Annotated in this window: 27 protein-coding genes; all 27 read right to left on the bottom strand. The window is 64.9% G+C overall.

Annotated elements, in window-relative coordinates; all coding sequences use genetic code 11:
- Positions 1 to 16: 16 nt before the first annotated feature.
- The gene (locus QO010_RS02620; RefSeq protein ID WP_307345564.1) at positions 17 to 1,033 is read right to left on the bottom strand and encodes a DNA-directed RNA polymerase subunit alpha; all 1,017 of its coding nucleotides are present in this window, start codon (positions 1,031 to 1,033) and stop codon (positions 17 to 19) included.
- A gap of 76 nt (positions 1,034 to 1,109) precedes the next feature.
- The gene (gene rpsK, locus QO010_RS02615) at positions 1,110 to 1,499 is read right to left on the bottom strand and encodes a 30S ribosomal protein S11 (RefSeq protein ID WP_307345562.1); all 390 of its coding nucleotides are present in this window, start codon (positions 1,497 to 1,499) and stop codon (positions 1,110 to 1,112) included.
- A gap of 14 nt (positions 1,500 to 1,513) precedes the next feature.
- Positions 1,514 to 1,882: a 30S ribosomal protein S13 gene (gene rpsM / locus QO010_RS02610; protein ID WP_307345560.1), complete on the bottom strand. Its 369-nt coding sequence runs from the start codon at positions 1,880 to 1,882 to the stop codon at positions 1,514 to 1,516.
- Between the two features lie 412 nt (positions 1,883 to 2,294).
- The gene (locus tag QO010_RS02605; RefSeq protein ID WP_307345557.1) at positions 2,295 to 2,852 is read right to left on the bottom strand and encodes an adenylate kinase; all 558 of its coding nucleotides are present in this window, start codon (positions 2,850 to 2,852) and stop codon (positions 2,295 to 2,297) included.
- Between the two features lie 38 nt (positions 2,853 to 2,890).
- On the bottom strand, positions 2,891 to 4,255 hold the full coding sequence (secY, locus tag QO010_RS02600; RefSeq protein ID WP_307345554.1) for a preprotein translocase subunit SecY: 1,365 nt from the start codon (positions 4,253 to 4,255) through the stop codon (positions 2,891 to 2,893).
- Between the two features lie 114 nt (positions 4,256 to 4,369).
- Positions 4,370 to 4,861, bottom strand: coding sequence for a 50S ribosomal protein L15 (rplO, locus tag QO010_RS02595; protein WP_307345551.1), 492 nt, complete (start codon positions 4,859 to 4,861; stop codon positions 4,370 to 4,372).
- A 176-nt stretch (positions 4,862 to 5,037) separates the two neighbouring features.
- Complete coding sequence (rpmD, locus tag QO010_RS02590) at positions 5,038 to 5,226, bottom strand: 50S ribosomal protein L30 (RefSeq protein ID WP_307345548.1); 189 nt, start codon at positions 5,224 to 5,226, stop codon at positions 5,038 to 5,040.
- A 1-nt stretch (position 5,227) separates the two neighbouring features.
- Positions 5,228 to 5,812, bottom strand: a complete 585-nt coding sequence (rpsE, locus tag QO010_RS02585; RefSeq protein ID WP_307345545.1) for a 30S ribosomal protein S5 — start codon at positions 5,810 to 5,812, stop codon at positions 5,228 to 5,230.
- Between the two features lie 11 nt (positions 5,813 to 5,823).
- Positions 5,824 to 6,171: a 50S ribosomal protein L18 gene (rplR, locus tag QO010_RS02580; RefSeq protein ID WP_307345543.1), complete on the bottom strand. Its 348-nt coding sequence runs from the start codon at positions 6,169 to 6,171 to the stop codon at positions 5,824 to 5,826.
- Between the two features lie 2 nt (positions 6,172 to 6,173).
- On the bottom strand, positions 6,174 to 6,707 hold the full coding sequence (rplF, locus tag QO010_RS02575) for a 50S ribosomal protein L6 (protein WP_307345540.1): 534 nt from the start codon (positions 6,705 to 6,707) through the stop codon (positions 6,174 to 6,176).
- A gap of 1 nt (position 6,708) precedes the next feature.
- Positions 6,709 to 7,107 carry a 30S ribosomal protein S8 gene (rpsH, locus tag QO010_RS02570; protein ID WP_307345537.1) on the bottom strand — a complete coding sequence of 133 codons (399 nt, stop codon included), beginning with the start codon at positions 7,105 to 7,107 and terminating at the stop codon, positions 6,709 to 6,711.
- 10 nt (positions 7,108 to 7,117) lie between these two features.
- Positions 7,118 to 7,423, bottom strand: a complete 306-nt coding sequence (rpsN, locus tag QO010_RS02565) for a 30S ribosomal protein S14 (protein WP_307345535.1) — start codon at positions 7,421 to 7,423, stop codon at positions 7,118 to 7,120.
- A gap of 20 nt (positions 7,424 to 7,443) precedes the next feature.
- The gene (gene rplE, locus QO010_RS02560; protein WP_307345532.1) at positions 7,444 to 8,004 is read right to left on the bottom strand and encodes a 50S ribosomal protein L5; all 561 of its coding nucleotides are present in this window, start codon (positions 8,002 to 8,004) and stop codon (positions 7,444 to 7,446) included.
- A complete protein-coding gene (rplX, locus tag QO010_RS02555) occupies positions 8,004 to 8,312 on the bottom strand; it encodes a 50S ribosomal protein L24 (RefSeq protein WP_307345529.1) in 309 nt (102 codons plus the stop codon). The genes rplE and rplX overlap by 1 nt, the downstream gene beginning before the upstream one ends.
- Complete coding sequence (rplN, locus tag QO010_RS02550; RefSeq protein WP_307345528.1) at positions 8,312 to 8,680, bottom strand: 50S ribosomal protein L14; 369 nt, start codon at positions 8,678 to 8,680, stop codon at positions 8,312 to 8,314. Before rplN ends, rplX begins: the two co-directional genes overlap by 1 nt.
- Before the next feature lie 24 nt (positions 8,681 to 8,704).
- Positions 8,705 to 8,944 carry a 30S ribosomal protein S17 gene (gene rpsQ / locus QO010_RS02545; protein WP_307345524.1) on the bottom strand — a complete coding sequence of 80 codons (240 nt, stop codon included), beginning with the start codon at positions 8,942 to 8,944 and terminating at the stop codon, positions 8,705 to 8,707.
- Positions 8,945 to 8,953: 9 nt separating this feature from the next.
- On the bottom strand, positions 8,954 to 9,145 hold the full coding sequence (gene rpmC, locus QO010_RS02540; protein ID WP_307345521.1) for a 50S ribosomal protein L29: 192 nt from the start codon (positions 9,143 to 9,145) through the stop codon (positions 8,954 to 8,956).
- The gene (gene rplP / locus QO010_RS02535; RefSeq protein ID WP_307345518.1) at positions 9,145 to 9,576 is read right to left on the bottom strand and encodes a 50S ribosomal protein L16; all 432 of its coding nucleotides are present in this window, start codon (positions 9,574 to 9,576) and stop codon (positions 9,145 to 9,147) included. The genes rpmC and rplP overlap by 1 nt, the downstream gene beginning before the upstream one ends.
- 5 nt (positions 9,577 to 9,581) lie before the next feature.
- Complete coding sequence (gene rpsC, locus QO010_RS02530) at positions 9,582 to 10,340, bottom strand: 30S ribosomal protein S3 (protein ID WP_307345515.1); 759 nt, start codon at positions 10,338 to 10,340, stop codon at positions 9,582 to 9,584.
- Positions 10,340 to 10,720, bottom strand: coding sequence for a 50S ribosomal protein L22 (gene rplV, locus QO010_RS02525; RefSeq protein ID WP_307345513.1), 381 nt, complete (start codon positions 10,718 to 10,720; stop codon positions 10,340 to 10,342). Before rplV ends, rpsC begins: the two co-directional genes overlap by 1 nt.
- Positions 10,721 to 10,722: 2 nt before the next feature.
- Positions 10,723 to 11,001 carry a 30S ribosomal protein S19 gene (rpsS, locus tag QO010_RS02520; RefSeq protein WP_307345511.1) on the bottom strand — a complete coding sequence of 93 codons (279 nt, stop codon included), beginning with the start codon at positions 10,999 to 11,001 and terminating at the stop codon, positions 10,723 to 10,725.
- 2 nt (positions 11,002 to 11,003) lie between these two features.
- Positions 11,004 to 11,843: a 50S ribosomal protein L2 gene (gene rplB / locus QO010_RS02515; protein WP_307345509.1), complete on the bottom strand. Its 840-nt coding sequence runs from the start codon at positions 11,841 to 11,843 to the stop codon at positions 11,004 to 11,006.
- Positions 11,844 to 11,847: 4 nt separating this feature from the next.
- Complete coding sequence (locus QO010_RS02510; protein WP_307345506.1) at positions 11,848 to 12,144, bottom strand: 50S ribosomal protein L23; 297 nt, start codon at positions 12,142 to 12,144, stop codon at positions 11,848 to 11,850.
- Entirely contained in the window at positions 12,144 to 12,782 is a 639-nt protein-coding gene (gene rplD, locus QO010_RS02505) for a 50S ribosomal protein L4 (RefSeq protein WP_307345504.1), read from the bottom strand. The genes QO010_RS02510 and rplD overlap by 1 nt, the downstream gene beginning before the upstream one ends.
- A complete protein-coding gene (gene rplC, locus QO010_RS02500; protein ID WP_307345501.1) occupies positions 12,783 to 13,550 on the bottom strand; it encodes a 50S ribosomal protein L3 in 768 nt (255 codons plus the stop codon).
- A gap of 10 nt (positions 13,551 to 13,560) precedes the next feature.
- Positions 13,561 to 13,869, bottom strand: a complete 309-nt coding sequence (rpsJ, locus tag QO010_RS02495) for a 30S ribosomal protein S10 (protein ID WP_004616952.1) — start codon at positions 13,867 to 13,869, stop codon at positions 13,561 to 13,563.
- 287 nt (positions 13,870 to 14,156) lie between these two features.
- A complete protein-coding gene (locus tag QO010_RS02490; RefSeq protein ID WP_307345464.1) occupies positions 14,157 to 14,396 on the bottom strand; it encodes a hypothetical protein in 240 nt (79 codons plus the stop codon).
- Between the last annotated feature and the right edge of the window lie 37 nt (positions 14,397 to 14,433).

The raw sequence follows: 14,433 nt of genomic DNA, 5'->3' as shown, positions 1-14,433 counted from the left end.
TAGCGCGGTAGTCGGTCTAGATCTGGTCTTCGAACTTCTTGGCCAGGTCGTCGATGTTTTCCGGCGGCCAGTTGGGCACGTCCATGCCCAGGTGCAGACCCATGCCCGCCAGCACTTCCTTGATCTCGTTCAGGGACTTGCGGCCGAAGTTCGGGGTGCGGAGCATCTCGGCTTCGGTCTTCTGGATCAGGTCGCCGATGTAGACGATGTTGTCGTTCTTCAGGCAGTTGGCCGAACGGACCGACAGTTCCAGCTCGTCCACCTTCTTCAGCAGGGCCGGGTTGAAGGGCAGGTCCGGCTTGGCTTCGCCGTCCGACTTGGCCTTGGGCTCTTCGAAGGTGATGAAGATCTGCAGCTGGTCCTGCAGGATGCGGGCGGCGTAGGCCACCGCGTCCACGGGACCGACCGCGCCGTTGGTTTCGACTTCCAGGATCAGCTTGTCGTAGTCGAGGCTCTGGCCCTGGCGGGTGGGCTCGACGCGATAGGCGACGCGCTTGACCGGCGAATAGAGGGCGTCGACCGAGATCAGGCCGATGGGCGCATCTTCCGGACGGTTCTTCTCGGCCGGGACATAGCCCTTGCCGGTCTGCACGGTGAACTCCATGCGCACGGAGGCGCCGTCGTCCAGGGTGCAGAGCACATGGTCGCCGTTGAGGATTTCGATGTCCGCCGGCGCGTCGATCTGCGAGGCGGTGACGGGGCCGGGGCCGACCGCGCGCAGGGTCATGCGCTTGGGGCCTTCGGCATGCATGCGCACGGCCAGTTGCTTGATGTTCAGGACGATGTCGACGACGTCTTCACGCACGCCTTCCATCGAGGAGAACTCATGCACCACGCCGTCGATCTGGACGGCGGTGACGGCGGCGCCTTGCAGCGAGGAGAGCAGGACGCGACGGAGCGCGTTACCGAGCGTGACGCCGAAGCCGCGTTCGAGCGGCTCGGCAACGATGCGAGCCTTGCGGGTCGCGTCGGAACCGGTCTCGATCAGCGGCTTTTCCGGCTTGGTCAGCTCGTTCCAGTTTCTTTCGATCACGGGCAAGTTCCTTGGAACGCGGATACGCCGGCCGCGATACGCGCGGCCGGCGGAGGGGGAATTCGAATTTTAAAACTCAGACGCGCCGGCGTTTGGGCGGGCGGCAGCCGTTATGCGGAATCGGCGTCACATCACGGATGGTGGTGATGGTCATGCCGACCGACTGCAGCGCGCGCAGAGCCGACTCGCGGCCCGAACCGGGGCCCGAAACGTTGACTTCGAGGGTTTTCACGCCGTGCTCAGCGGCCTTGCGGCCAGCATCTTCGGCGGCCATCTGGGCGGCATAGGGGGTCGATTTGCGCGAACCCTTGAAGCCCATGGTGCCGGCGCTGGACCAGGAGATGGTGTTCCCCTGAGCGTCGGTGATGGTGATCATGGTGTTGTTGAACGAGGCGTTCACGTGCGCCACGCCCGAAGTGATATTCTTGCGCTCGCGACGTTTGACGCGCGCCGGTTCCTTGGCCATCGGACTGGGCTCTCTTACTTCTTCTTGCCGGCGATCGGCTTGGCCGGGCCCTTGCGGGTCCGAGCATTGGTGTGGGTGCGCTGACCGCGGACCGGCAGGCCCTTACGGTGACGCAGGCCGCGGTAGCAGGCCAGGTCCATCAGACGCTTGATGTTGACGCTGGTCTCGCGGCGCAGGTCGCCCTCGACGGTGAAGTCCTTGTCGATGGCTTCACGGATGTGCAGCACTTCCTGGTCGGTCAGCTCGTTGACGCGGCGGGCTTCATCGATGCCCACCTTGCTGACGATCTCCTTGGCGCTCTTGGGGCCAATGCCATGGATGTACTGCAGCGCGATGACGACGCGCTTGTTGGTCGGAATGTTGACGCCTGCGATACGGGCCACGCGTAGAATCTCCTGACACGCCAATCCGGCGCCACGCGCAAACGACGCCACCCCTGCTTGCGCCCTCAGAAATACCAAGGGCCCACGGAGTCGCGCCTTTCGCGGAAGCGGTCGTTTATAGGGAACGGGTCCGACTCGTCAATGCCGGATAAAGACTTTTCGGCAGTGAAAATGGGATCGGCGGTCGCGACGCGGCCCCGGACGATCAGAAACGTAGGCCCAGGATGCCGGAGTTTTGGCGGATTGTCTGCAAAGTTCCCGTGACACAATACCCGATCATTCCCGCGAATGCGGGGACCCAGGGGTTTTTGAGGGCGCCTGAGCTGACGGCGCCTGTTTCCAGAACGCTGGATCGGCTGGGATACCGAAACGAAAAAAGCCTGGGTCCCCGCATTCGCGGGGATGAACAGTTTTAAAGTTGGGCGGAGATCCCGGCCGCCACGGCATCCATGCTGCCCATGCCATCCACCTCGGTCACCTTGCCCTGGGCCTGGTAGTAGTCGAGCAGCGGGGCGGTCTGGGTGTTGTAGGCGACCAGGCGGACCTTGAACGATTCGGGGTTGTCGTCGGGACGGCCCTGCTCGGCGAAACGGCCGGCGATGCGCTTGAGCAGCGCCTCCTCGTCGACCAGCAGGCGCAGGACCTTGTCGATCCTGGCGCCGCGCCCGGCCAGCATCTTGTCCAGGGCCTCGGCCTGGGCCACGGTGCGGGGAAAGCCGTCGAACACCGCGCCGCCGGCCGCCTCGGCCTCGGGGAGCCGCGCCTCGATCAGGGCGATGACCACATCGTCGGGAACCAGGTCGCCGCGCTGCATGATGCCCGACACCCGCTGGCCCAGTTCCGAGCCGGAGGCGATGGCGGCGCGCAGCATGTCGCCGGTCGAGAGCTGGACCATGCCCCGCTCCTCGACCAGTCGCTTGGCCTGGGTGCCCTTGCCGCAGCCGGGCGGGCCGAAAAGGATCAGGTTCATCGCGCTCCCCTCGCCTGGGCTCTGATGGCCCAGGTCGCCTACTGCCCGCCGCGTCCCCGACCGCCGCGCAGGCGGTTCTTCTTGATCAGCCCCTCATACTGGTGCGCCAGCAGGTGGGACTGGATCTGGGATACGGTGTCCATGGTGACCGAGACCACGATCAGGATCGAGGTGCCGCCGAAATAGAAGCTGCTCATCGTGCCGTTGGCCATCAGGGCTTCGGGCAGCAGACAGACGGCGGCGATATAGGCCGCGCCGATCACGGTCAGCCGGGTCAGGACATATTCCAGATACTCGGCCGTGCGCGCGCCTGGCCGGATGCCCGGAATGAAGCCGCCGTATTTGCGCAGGTTCTCGGCCGTGTCCTGCGGATTGAACACCACCGAGGTGTAGAAGAAGCAGAAGAACACGATCAGCAGGCCGTAGAGGGCAATATAGGCCGGCTTGCCGTGGCCCAGGTCCGCCGCCAGCTGCGGCAGGAAGCTGGCCCAGGCCGGCAGGTCGCTCTTGCTGGCCAGGAAGCCGACGATGGTCTGCGGCAGGAACAGCAGCGAGGAGGCGAAGATCGGCGGGATGACGCCCGAGGTGTTGATCTTCAGCGGCAGGAAGCTCTGGTCACGGCCGACCATGCCCTGGTTCCCCTGCCCCTTCGGGTACTGGATGACCAGGCGGCGCTGCGAGCGCTCCATGAACACGATGAAGGCGATGATGCCGATCGCCCCGACCATCATCAGGATCAGGGTGAAGCCGTTCAACTTGCCGGTCTGGGCCTGGGTGAACAGCTGGTAGACCGCCACCGGCAGGCGGGCGACGATGCCCGCGAAGATGATCAGCGAAACGCCGTTGCCCACGCCCCGGGCCGTGACCTGTTCGCCCAGCCACATCAGGAACATGGTGCCGCCGACCAGGGTGGCGACCGTGGAGACCACGAAGCCGATGCCGGGGGTATGGACCAGCTGGGCATTGCCCTGCAGGCCAAAGGCGATGCCGCTGGCCTGGAACAGCGCCAGCAGCACGGTCAGGTAGCGGGTGTACTGGTTGAGCTGCTTGCGGCCCGCTTCGCCGCCTTCCTTCTTCAGCTTTTCCCAGGGCGGATAGACCGTGCCCAGCAGCTGAACGATGATCGAGGCCGAGATGTAGGGCATCACATTCAGGGTCAGGATCGCCATGCGCTGCACGGCCCCGCCCGAGAAGACGTTGAACATCCCAAGGATGCCCTGTTGCTGGGTCTCGAACTGCCGGGCGAATTCCGCCGCGTCGATGCCGGGGATGGGGATGTAGCAACCCAGCCGGAAGACGATCATGGCGATCAGGGTGAACCAGATACGCTTGTGAAGATCGGTCGCCTTCGCGAAGGCGCCGAAGTTCATATTTGCTGCGAGCTGCTCGGCGGCCGAAGCCATCAACTATCCCCACGACTGAAGGAAGGTGAGAGATAGGGGCGCTAAGGCCCCTTGTCACCCGCCATGTCAGAGAACGCGCCCCGGTGGGTCACCGGGGTCGCGGTGAAAAGCCTCTTAGGCCTTGGCTTCGGCTTCGGGCTTGGGCTTCTTGGTCACGGTCAGCTTGCCGCCGGCCGCTTCCACGGCGGCCTGGGCCGAGGCCGAGGCGGCGTAGACGGTGATGTTCAGCTTGGTCTTCAGCTCGCCCTTGCCCAGCAGCTTGACGCCGTCATGAGCCCGGCGGATCACGCCGGAGGCCAGCAGTTCCTCAACGCCGATCGCCTTCTTGGCGTCCAGCTTGCCGGCGGCGACCGCCTGCTCGATGCGCCAGAAGTTCACTTCCACCAGCTTCTTGGCGAAGGGGTTGTTGAAGCCGCGCTTGGGCATGCGCATGTGCAGCGGCATCTGGCCGCCCTCGAAGCCGGCCAGGGCGACGCCCGAGCGGGCCTTCTGACCCTTGACGCCGCGGCCGGCGGTCTTGCCCTTGCCCGAGCCCGGGCCACGGCCGACGCGCATGCGCGACTTGTTGGAGCCCTCGGCGGGCGACAGTTCGTTCAGCTTGGTCATGTGCCTCTCCTTGGAGATCTGCGCCGGCTGAAAGCCGACTCGGCTTGTTGTCACTAGGTCTTCCCCCTCTGGGGGAAGTGGCCTGAAAGGCCGAAGGGGGCTGCATCCACGGGGTCCGCGGATGTAGCCCCCTCAGTCGCTCCGCGACAGCTCCCCCAGAGGGGGAGCAGCGCAGTTTAGTCGATCACCTCGACCATGTGGTGGACCTTGGCGATCATGCCACGGACCGAGGGGGTGTCTTCCAGAGTGGCGACGCGGCCAACCCGGTTGAGCTTCAGGCCGGCCAGGGTCGCGCGCTGATCCTTCGTACGACGGATCGGGCTGGCGGTCTGGCGGACCGTCACGGTTTTCTTCGATTCAGCCATCTTAGCCCTCGACGCTTTCGGGGGTCTGGGCGTCAGCCGGGCGCTTGCCCTGGATGTCGCTGACCTTCTTGCCGCGCTTGGCGGCGATCTGGCGAGGCGAAGCCTGGACCTTCAGCGCTTCGAACGTGGCGCGAACCATGTTGTAGGGGTTCGAAGACCCGGTCGACTTGCCGACCACGTCCTGGACGCCCAGGGTTTCGAGCACCGCCCGCATCGGACCGCCGGCGATGACGCCGGTGCCCGGAGGCGCCGCGCGGACCATGATCTTGCCAGCGCCCCAACGGCCTTGGCCGTCGTGGTGCAGGGTGCGGGATTCGCGCAGGGGAACGCGGATCATCGACTTCTTGGCTTCTTCGGTCGCCTTGCGGATGGCTTCGGGCACTTCGCGCGCCTTGCCGTGACCAAAGCCAACGCGGCCCTTCTGGTCGCCCACCACCATCAGGGCGGCGAACGAGAACCGGCGGCCACCCTTCACGGTGGCGGCGACGCGGTTGATGTGGACCAGCTTCTCGACGATTTCGCTGTCACGCTCTTCAGCGTTGTCGCGACCCCGGCCGCCGCCTCGATTGTCGTCTCTGCGTGCCATGGGTGTTTTCCTTAGAAGCTCAGGCCGGCTTCACGCGCGGCGTCAGCCAGCGCCTTGACCCGACCGTGATAGATATAGCCGCCGCGATCGAAGACGACGTCTTTGACGCCCTTCTCCAGAGCACGTTCGGCGACCAGCTTGCCGACCAGGGCGGCGGCGTCCTTGTCCGAGCCCTTTTCGCCTTCCAGCGAAGAGGCCGCGGCCAGGGTGACGCCCCGGGCGTCGTCGATGACCTGGGCGTAGATGTTCTTGGACGAGCGGAAGACCGACAGACGCGGACGGCCGTTCGACAGCTTCTTGAGCCGGGTCCGGTTGCGTTGCGCGCGGCGGTCCGCGGCTTGGCGAGGTGTGAGGGCCATGACTACTTCTTCTTGCCTTCTTTGCGGCGAACCTTCTCGCCGGCATAGCGCACGCCCTTGCCCTTGTAGGGCTCGGGGGGACGGATGCGCCGGATCTTGGCGGCGATTTCGCCAACGGCCTGCTTGTCCGAGCCGCTGATGCGGATTTCGGTCTGCTTGGGCACGGCGAAGGTCACGCCAGCCGGCGGGACCACGTCGATTTCGTGACTGAAGCCGAGCTGCAGGGACAGGTCGTTACCCTTCAGGGCGGCGCGGTAACCCACGCCCACCAGTTCCAGGACCTGCTCGAAGCCTTCGGTCACGCCGTGCACCATGTTGGCGATCAGCGTGCGCGACAGACCCCACATCGACTTGGCTCGGGTCGACTCGTCCACCGGAGCCAGCGTGATTTCGCCGTTCTCCAGCTTGACCGAGATCAGGTCGATCACGGTCCAGGACAGCTGACCCTTGGGGCCCTTCACGGTCACCGTCTGGCCGTCGATGGTGACGGTGGCGGCAGCCGGAACGGCGATGATCTTCTTTCCGATACGCGACATCTTAGTACACCCGGCACAGGACTTCACCGCCAACATTGGCAGTGCGCGCCGCGCTGTCCGACATGACGCCCTTGGGCGTCGAGAGGATCGAGATGCCCAGGCCGTTCTTGATCGGCTTGAGATCCTTGATCGAGGAATAGACCCGGCGGCCAGGCTTCGAGACGCGAGCGATTTCCGCGATGACCGGCTGGCCGTCGAAGTATTTCAGCTCGATCTCGAATTCCGGGAAAGCGCCCGGCTTCTGGACCAGCGAGTAGCCGCGGATGTAGCCCTCGTCGGCCAGCACGTCGAGCACGCGGGCGCGCATCTTCGAAGCCGGCGTCAGGACCTTCGAGCGCTTGCGCTCGGCGGCGTTGCGGATGCGGGTGAGCATGTCACCGATGGGGTCGTTCACAGCCATCGATCCCTCCTCACCAGCTCGACTTGACGAGACCGGGGATCAGCCCGGCCGAGCCCAGTTCGCGCAGGGCGATCCGGCTCATTTTCAGTTTGCGATAGTAGGCGCGCGGACGGCCCGTGATCTCGCAGCGGTTACGAATGCGGTTCTTCGCGGAGTTGCGCGGAAGGGCCGCCAGCTTCAGGCGGGCTTCGAAACGCTCTTCCAGCGGAAGGCTCTCGTTGTTGGCGATCGCCATCAAAGCTTCACGCTTGGCGGCGAACTTCTTGACGAGGGCTTTCACCATCTCGTTGCGGTTTACGGCGCTCTTCTTGGCCATGGTGCTTTTTCTCCCCCGTCCTAAGCAGTGGTGAACGGGAACTGGAATTCCTTCAGAAGCGCGCGCGCTTCGTCGTCGGTCTTCGCAGTGGTGCAGACGATGATGTCCATGCCCCAGACCTGGTCGATCTGGTCATAGTTGATCTCGGGGAACACGAGGTGCTCCTTCAGACCCATGGCGTAGTTGCCGCGGCCGTCGAAAGACGTCGGCTTGAGGCCTCGGAAGTCCTTCACCCGCGGCAGAGCGATGGTGATCAGACGGTCGAGGAACTCATACATGCGGTCCTTGCGGAGCGTCACCTTGGCGCCGATGGTCATGCCTTCGCGGATCTTGAACTGCGCGACCGACAGGCGGGCCTTGGTGGGCAGGGGCTTCTGGCCGGCGATCGCCGCCAGATCCTTCATCGCCGCAACAGCCTTCTTGGAGTCGGCCACCGCTTCGCCGATGCCCATGTTCAGGACGATCTTGTCCAGCTTGGGGACCTGCATCTCGTTCGAATAGCCGAACTGCTCCTTCATCGTGGCGCGGATGCGCTCACGATAAATGGTCTTCATCCGGGGTTCGTAGGCTTGTTCGGTCATTAGATCACCTCGCCGGTCGACTTGGCGAAACGAACCTTCTTGTCGCCGTCCATGCGGAAGCCGACGCGAGTGGGTTTGCCCTTGGAGTCGACAATGGCCACGTTCGAGACGTGCACCGGCGCTTCCTTGTTCTTGATGCCGCCCTGGGGGTCGCCCTGGGAAGGCTTGGTGTGGCGCTGGACGATGTTGATCCCGCCGACGAGCACGCGCTCATCCTTGGGCCAAACCCGGGTGACGTTGCCCGTCTTGCCCTTGTCCTTGCCGGCCAGGAGGACGACGCGGTCCCCTTTTTTGATCTTCGCCGCCATTACAGCACCTCCGGCGCCAGGCTGATGATCTTCATGTGGTTCTTGGCGCGGAGCTCGCGCGGAACCGGTCCGAAGATCCGGGTGCCGATCGGTTCGGCGGACTTGTTGACGATGACGGCCGCGTTCTTGTCGAAGCGGATCACCGAGCCGTCCTTGCGCTTGATGGCCGAGGACGTGCGAACGACGATGGCCTGCAGCACATCGCCCTTCTTCACGCGGCCGCGCGGAATGGCTTCCTTCACGGAGACAACGATCTTGTCCCCGACGTGGGCGTAGCGGCGCTTGGCGCCGCCCAGCACCTTGATGCACATGACCCGGCGGGCGCCCGAATTATCGGCGACGTCCAGGTTAGTTTGCATCTGGATCATGGTTCAAACCTTCCAGAAAACGGATCAGCTGGCGGACTTGGGAAGGACTTCCCAGGTCTTCAGCTTGGACTTCGGCGCGCACTCGACGATCTTGACCTTCTCACCTTCTTTGTGAGCGTTGGCCTCGTCGTGGGCGTGGTACTTCTTGGACCGGCGCACGGTCTTCTTCAGCACCGGGTGGAGAATGGTGCGCTCGACCTTGACGACGATGGTCTTGTCGCCCTTGTCGGAAACCACCACACCTTCGAGAATTCGTTTCGGCATAACAGTCTCCTAGGCCGCTTTCTTCGCGCGCAGCACGGTCTTGATGCGAGCGATGTCCTTGCGGATTTCGTCCACGCGGTGGGTCTTTTCGACCTGGCCGGTGGCGCCTTGGAAGCGCAGGTTGAACTGCTCCTTCTTCAGGTTCAGCAGGGCGTCGGACAGTTGGTCGGGGGTCATGCCCCGGATGTCGGCGATCTTCATTATGCGTGCTCCGCGACACCGGCGTCGAGCCGGGTGACGATGCGGGTCTTGATCGGCAGCTTGGCGGCGCCGAGCTTGAGGGCTTCACGGGCGATGTCGTCGGCGACGCCGTCGATCTCGAACATGATCCGGCCGGGGTGAACCCGGGCGGCCCAGTACTCAACGGCGCCCTTGCCCTTGCCCATCCGCACTTCGGCCGGCTTATCGGTCACGGGCAGATCCGGGAAGATCCGGATCCACACGCGGCCTTGCCGCTTCATGTGGCGGGTGATGGCGCGGCGGCAGGCTTCGATCTGACGGGCGGTGATCCGCTCCGGCTCGGTCGACTTCAGGCCGTGCGAACCGAAGTTCAGCAGGGTGCCGCCCTTGGCGGTCCCGTGAATCCGGCCCTTGAAGGCCTTGCGGTATTTGGTTTTCTTCGGTGACAGCATGACAACTAGCCTTCAGAGCCGCGGTCGCGACGCGGGCCACGGGGCGGACGCGGGCCACGGTCTTCACGACCGCCGCCGCCTTCGCCGGCCGGGCCGGATTCGGTGGCCAGGCGCTTGTCCAGGGCCATCGGGTCGTGGTCCAGCACCTCGCCTTTGAAGATCCAGGTCTTCACGCCGATGATGCCGTAGGTGGTCTTGGCTTCCGCGAAACCGTAGTCGATGTCGGCGCGCAGGGTGTGCAGCGGCACGCGGCCTTCGCGATACCATTCCATCCGGGCGATTTCAGCGCCGCCCAGGCGGCCCGACACGTTGATCCGAACGCCCTTGGCGCCCAGACGCATGGTCGACTGCATGGTGCGCTTCATGGCGCGGCGGAAAGCGACCCGGCGCTCGAGCTGCTGGGCGATGTTCTCGGCCACCAGCTGGGCGTCGGTTTCCGGCTTGCGGATCTCGACGATGTTCAGGTGAACCTCGGCCGAGGTCAGGGCCGACAGGTCCTTGCGGAGCTTGTCGATGTCGGCGCCCTTCTTGCCGATGATCACGCCAGGGCGCGCGGCATAGATGGTCACCCGGCACTTCTTGTGCGGGCGCTCGATGATGATGCGCGACACGCCGGCCTGATACAGGCGCTTCTTCAGCTCACGGCGGACCTTGATGTCCTCGTGCAGAAGCTGCCCGTACTCCTTGCCGTCGGCGAACCAGCGGCTGTCCCAGGTGCGGTTGATGCCGAGCCGCAGCCCGATCGGATTGACTTTCTGACCCATCAGGCGGCCTCACCCAGCTCGCGGACCACGATGGTGATCTCGCTGAACGGCTTTTCGATACGCGACGAGCGGCCGCGGGCACGGGCGGAGAACCGCTTCATGATCAGGTTCTTGCCCACGAAGGCCTCGGCGACGACCAGAGCGTCGATGTCGAGGTTGTGGTTGTTCTCGGCGTTGGAGATCGCCGATTGCAGGGCCTTGCGGACATCCTTGGCGATGCGCTTGCGGCTGAATTCCAGCTCATTCAGCGCCCGCTGCACCCGAAGGCCGCGGATCGACTGGGCGACCAGGTTCAGCTTGTAGGCGCTGGTGCGGAGGCTGCGGACCTTGGCCATGGCCTCGGTCCCGGGCAGGCGCCGCTGGGTCTTGGGCTTGCTCATGGCTACTTCCTCTTGGCCTTCTTGTCGGCCGCGTGGCCGGGGAAGTTCCGCGTCGGCGAAAACTCACCCAGCTTGTGGCCAACCATGTCCTCGGAGACGAGGACCGGCACATGTTTTTGGCCGTTGTGCACGCCAAACGTCAGGCCGACGAATTGCGGCATGATCGTCGAGCGGCGCGACCAGGTCTTGATCACGTCCTTACGGCCTGAGGCTTGCAGCCCTTCGGCCTTCTTCAGCAGGTAGCCGTCGACGAACGGACCTTTCCAGACGGAACGGGTCATCTCTAGCGGGCCTTCTTGGCTTTATGGCGACTGCGGATGATGAACTTATCCGTAGCCTTGTTGACGCGGGTCTTGCTGCCCTTGGTCGGCTTGCCCCACGGCGTGACCGGGTGGCGGCCGCCCGAGGTGCGGCCTTCGCCGCCGCCGTGCGGGTGATCGATCGGGTTCATGGCGACGCCGCGGACGTGCGGGCGACGGCCCTTGTGACGGCTGCGGCCGGCCTTGCCCAGGGACTCGTTCATATGGTCCTGGTTGGAGACGGCGCCGACGGTGGCCATGCAGGTGTCCTGCACCATGCGCAGCTCGCCCGAGTTGAGGCGGATCTGGGCATAGCCGGCGTCACGGCCGACCAGCTGGGCGTAGGCCCCGGCCGAGCGGGCGATCTGGCCGCCCTTGAGAGGCTTCAGCTCGATGTTGTGGATGATCGTGCCGATCGGCAGACCACGCAGCGGAGCCGCGTTGCCCGGCTTCACGTCGACCTTCTCGCTGGCCAGGACCTGGTCGCCGGCCTTGAGGCGCTGCGGGGCCAGGATGTAGGCCAGTTCGCCGTCTTCATACTTGATGAGGGCGATGAAGGCGGTGCGGTTCGGATCGTATTCCAGCCGCTCGACGGTGGCCGGAACGTCGAACTTGCGACGCTTGAAGTCGACCAGGCGATAGAGGCGCTTGGCGCCGCCGCCGCGGAAGCGGACGGCGATGCGGCCGCTGCCGCCACGGCCGCCGGACTTGGTCAGGCCCTCGACGAGGGACTTTTCCGGACGGCCCTTGTGCAGGTCGCTGCGGTCGACCAGGACCAGGCTACGACGGCCCGGCGAGGTCGGATTGAAGGTTTTCAGAGCCATACGCTTAGAGCCCCGTGGTGATGTCGATCGACTGGCCTTCGGCCAGCGTCACGATGGCTTTCTTGACGTCGGACCGGCGTCCGACGCGACCGCGGAAGCGCTTGGTCTTACCCTTGACGTTCAGGGTGTTGACCTTGGTCACCTTGACCTTGAACAGCTCTTCGACGGCGGCGGCGATTTCATCCTTGGAGGCGTCCTGGGCCACGCGGAAGACGACCTTGTTCTGTTCGGACAGAACCGTGGCCTTCTCGGTGATCACCGGCGACAGGATGGTGTCGTAATGGCGGGCGGTAGCGGGCATCAGGCGGCTTCCTTCTCGGAGAAGCGCTCGGCGATCGCTTCGACGGCGGCCTTGGTGAGGACCAGCGTCTTGCGGCGCAGCACGTCATAGACGTTCAGGCCGGCGTTCGGCAGCACATCCAGATTGGGGATGTTGCGGGCCGCCAGCTTGAAGTTGGCGTCCACCTCGGGGCCGGCGATGATCAGCGCGTTGACCAGGCCCAGATTGCCCAGGGTGGCGCGCAGGGCGGCCGTCTTGGGCTCGGTCAGGGTCACGTTGTCCAGGACAATCAGGCTGCCGTCCTTGGCCTTGGAAGACAGCGCATGGCGCAGGGCCAGGGCGCGGAACTTCTTGGGCAGGTCGAAAGCGTGGCTGCGCACGACCGGGCCGTGGGCCTTGGCGCCGCCGACGAACTGAGCCGCCCGGCGCGAGCCGTGACGGGCGCCGCCGGTGCCCTTTTGCTTGTACATCTTCTTGCCGGTCCGCGAGACTTCGTTGCGGACCTGGATCTTGTGGGTCCCGGCGCGGCGCTTGGCCAGTTGCCAGGTGATCATCCGCTGCAGGATGTCGCCGCGAATGTCGGTGATGCCGAAGACGGCGTCATCGAGGGTCACGGAGCCGGCCTTGGAGCCGTCCAGGTTGATGGCGTCGAGTTTCATCTATTCCGCCCCTTCGGTCGTGGCTTCAACCGCGGGCGCGGCTTCAACTTCGGTTTCGACGGGAGCCGGGGCGGCAGCCCCATTGTCCTTGGCGGCCTTCTTGAGGCCGGCGGGCTTGGGCGCTTCGGCAGGCAGCGAGCCCTTGATGGCGTCGCGGATCTTGACGAACGTGCCTTCGGTGCCGGGGACGGCGCCCTTCACCAGGATCAGGCCGCGCTCGGCGTCGACCTTCCAGACGGTGATGTTGAGGGTGGTGACGGTCTCTTGACCGAGGTGGCCGGCCATCTTCTTGCCGGCGAAGGTCTTGCCAGGATCCTGGCGCTGACCGGTGGAGCCGTGGGCCCGGTGCGAGACCGAGACGCCGTGGGTGGCCCGCATGCCGCCGAAGTTCCATCGCTTCATGGCGCCGGCGAAACCCTTACCGACGGTGAGGCCCTGGATGTCGACCTTCTGGCCGGCGACGAAGTGGTCGGCCGAAAACTCGGAACCCACATCGACCAGGCCGTCTTCTTCAACCCGGAACTCGGCCAGGACCCGCTTGGGTTCGACCTGAGCCTTGGCGAAGTGGCCGCGCATGGCCTGCGAGGTGTTTTTGGGCTTCTTGAAACCCGCACCGAGCTGGAGCGCGACGTAGCCGTCCTTCTCCTGGGTGCGCTGGGCGGTCACCTGACAGCCTTCGAGGCTGAGCACGGTAACCGGGACATGTTGGCCCGCTTCGTCGAAGAAGCGCGTCATGCCCAGCTTTTTGGCGATTACGCCGGTACGCATGGCGTTCCCCTTAGAGCTTGATCTCGACGTCCACGCCGGCGGACAGGTCGAGCTTCATGAGCGCGTCCACGGTCTGCGGGGTGGGGTCGACGATGTCGAGCACGCGCTTGTGCGTGCGGATTTCGAACTGCTCGCGCGACTTCTTGTCGACGTGCGGCGAACGGTTGACGGTGAATTTTTCGATCAGCGTGGGCAGGGGAATCGGTCCCCGCACGGTTGCGCCGGTTCTCTTGGCCGTATTGACGATCTCGCGTGTGGAATGGTCCAACACGCGGTGATCGAAGGCCTTGAGCCGAATGCGGATGTTCTGACGATCCATATCGCTCGTTATTCCCAAAAGGCTGCCATAAGGGCGGCGCCCGCGTGTATCCGAACCATTTCAAAGACCAACCCGGCCACCCCTACGAGGCGCCCGGACACGCTAACGTCCGCAAAAAACGAAACGGCCCGCGCGGATGCCCGCGAGGGCCTTGCTCCAAAATCCAGTCATAAATGACTGTTTTCTGGGGTCGTTCCGCGGCCCGCGTCTATCCACGAGGGATACAGCCGGTCCAACAGAGGCGCGCTTCTACGTCGCGATTCCGTTTGCGTCAAGGCCAAGTCGCTTCAGGGCTTGCGGAAGGTCTTTCGCCACCAGTCGGCGATCCGGCCGCGCATCTCGGCGACGCTGAGGCCCAGCGAGATGACCAGGGACCACAACAGCCCCTTGGTGGCGAAGCCGGCGATGACCAGGGCCAGGGCCTTGGCCTTCAGGCCCGCCCCCAGCAGCAACGTGGCCCCTACCCCGCCCCAGGCCAGAGCGAACAGGCTGACGCCCAGCACCAGGATGAACCACTTGGCCTTCATGGGCGCAGGATGACAGTCTTGCTCATGTCCGGCGAGA

The organism is Caulobacter ginsengisoli (assembly GCF_030814835.1).
In the GTDB taxonomy this organism is placed as follows: Bacteria; Pseudomonadota; Alphaproteobacteria; order Caulobacterales; family Caulobacteraceae; genus Caulobacter; species Caulobacter ginsengisoli.
This window is presented reverse-complemented; position numbering and strand designations above follow the sequence as displayed.

Bases quoted from the DNA above. Each gene is read 5' to 3' on its own strand.
- rpsK (WP_307345562.1), bottom strand. From the start codon at position 1,499: ATGGCCAAGGAACCGGCGCGCGTCAAACGTCGCGAGCGCAAGAATATC.
- QO010_RS02605 (WP_307345557.1), bottom strand. From the start codon at position 2,852: ATGAACCTGATCCTTTTCGGCCCGCCCGGCTGCGGCAAGGGCACCCAG.
- secY (WP_307345554.1), bottom strand. From the start codon at position 4,255: ATGGCTTCGGCCGCCGAGCAGCTCGCAGCAAATATGAACTTCGGCGCC.
- rplO (WP_307345551.1), bottom strand. From the start codon at position 4,861: ATGACCAAGCTGAACGAACTGTCGCCCGCCGAGGGCTCCAACAAGTCG.
- rpmD (WP_307345548.1), bottom strand. From the start codon at position 5,226: ATGGCTGAATCGAAGAAAACCGTGACGGTCCGCCAGACCGCCAGCCCG.
- rpsE (WP_307345545.1), bottom strand. From the start codon at position 5,812: ATGGCACGCAGAGACGACAATCGAGGCGGCGGCCGGGGTCGCGACAAC.
- rplR (WP_307345543.1), bottom strand. From the start codon at position 6,171: ATGGCCCTCACACCTCGCCAAGCCGCGGACCGCCGCGCGCAACGCAAC.
- rplF (WP_307345540.1), bottom strand. From the start codon at position 6,707: ATGTCGCGTATCGGAAAGAAGATCATCGCCGTTCCGGCTGCCGCCACC.
- rpsH (WP_307345537.1), bottom strand. From the start codon at position 7,107: ATGGCTGTGAACGACCCCATCGGTGACATGCTCACCCGCATCCGCAAC.
- rpsN (WP_307345535.1), bottom strand. From the start codon at position 7,423: ATGGCCAAGAAGAGCGCCGTAAACCGCAACGAGATGGTGAAAGCCCTC.
- rplE (WP_307345532.1), bottom strand. From the start codon at position 8,004: ATGACCGAACAAGCCTACGAACCCCGGATGAAGACCATTTATCGTGAG.
- rplX (WP_307345529.1), bottom strand. From the start codon at position 8,312: ATGGCGGCGAAGATCAAAAAAGGGGACCGCGTCGTCCTCCTGGCCGGC.
- rplN (WP_307345528.1), bottom strand. From the start codon at position 8,680: ATGATCCAGATGCAAACTAACCTGGACGTCGCCGATAATTCGGGCGCC.
- rpsQ (WP_307345524.1), bottom strand. From the start codon at position 8,944: ATGCCGAAACGAATTCTCGAAGGTGTGGTGGTTTCCGACAAGGGCGAC.
- rpmC (WP_307345521.1), bottom strand. From the start codon at position 9,145: ATGAAGATCGCCGACATCCGGGGCATGACCCCCGACCAACTGTCCGAC.
- rplP (WP_307345518.1), bottom strand. From the start codon at position 9,576: ATGCTGTCACCGAAGAAAACCAAATACCGCAAGGCCTTCAAGGGCCGG.
- rpsC (WP_307345515.1), bottom strand. From the start codon at position 10,340: ATGGGTCAGAAAGTCAATCCGATCGGGCTGCGGCTCGGCATCAACCGC.
- rplV (WP_307345513.1), bottom strand. From the start codon at position 10,720: ATGAGCAAGCCCAAGACCCAGCGGCGCCTGCCCGGGACCGAGGCCATG.
- rpsS (WP_307345511.1), bottom strand. From the start codon at position 11,001: ATGACCCGTTCCGTCTGGAAAGGTCCGTTCGTCGACGGCTACCTGCTG.
- rplB (WP_307345509.1), bottom strand. From the start codon at position 11,843: ATGGCTCTGAAAACCTTCAATCCGACCTCGCCGGGCCGTCGTAGCCTG.
- QO010_RS02510 (WP_307345506.1), bottom strand. From the start codon at position 12,144: ATGCCCGCTACCGCCCGCCATTACGACACCATCCTGTCGCCGGTGATC.
- rplD (WP_307345504.1), bottom strand. From the start codon at position 12,782: ATGAAACTCGACGCCATCAACCTGGACGGCTCCAAGGCCGGCTCCGTG.
- rplC (WP_307345501.1), bottom strand. From the start codon at position 13,550: ATGCGTACCGGCGTAATCGCCAAAAAGCTGGGCATGACGCGCTTCTTC.
- rpsJ (WP_004616952.1), bottom strand. From the start codon at position 13,869: ATGGATCGTCAGAACATCCGCATTCGGCTCAAGGCCTTCGATCACCGC.
- QO010_RS02490 (WP_307345464.1), bottom strand. From the start codon at position 14,396: ATGAAGGCCAAGTGGTTCATCCTGGTGCTGGGCGTCAGCCTGTTCGCT.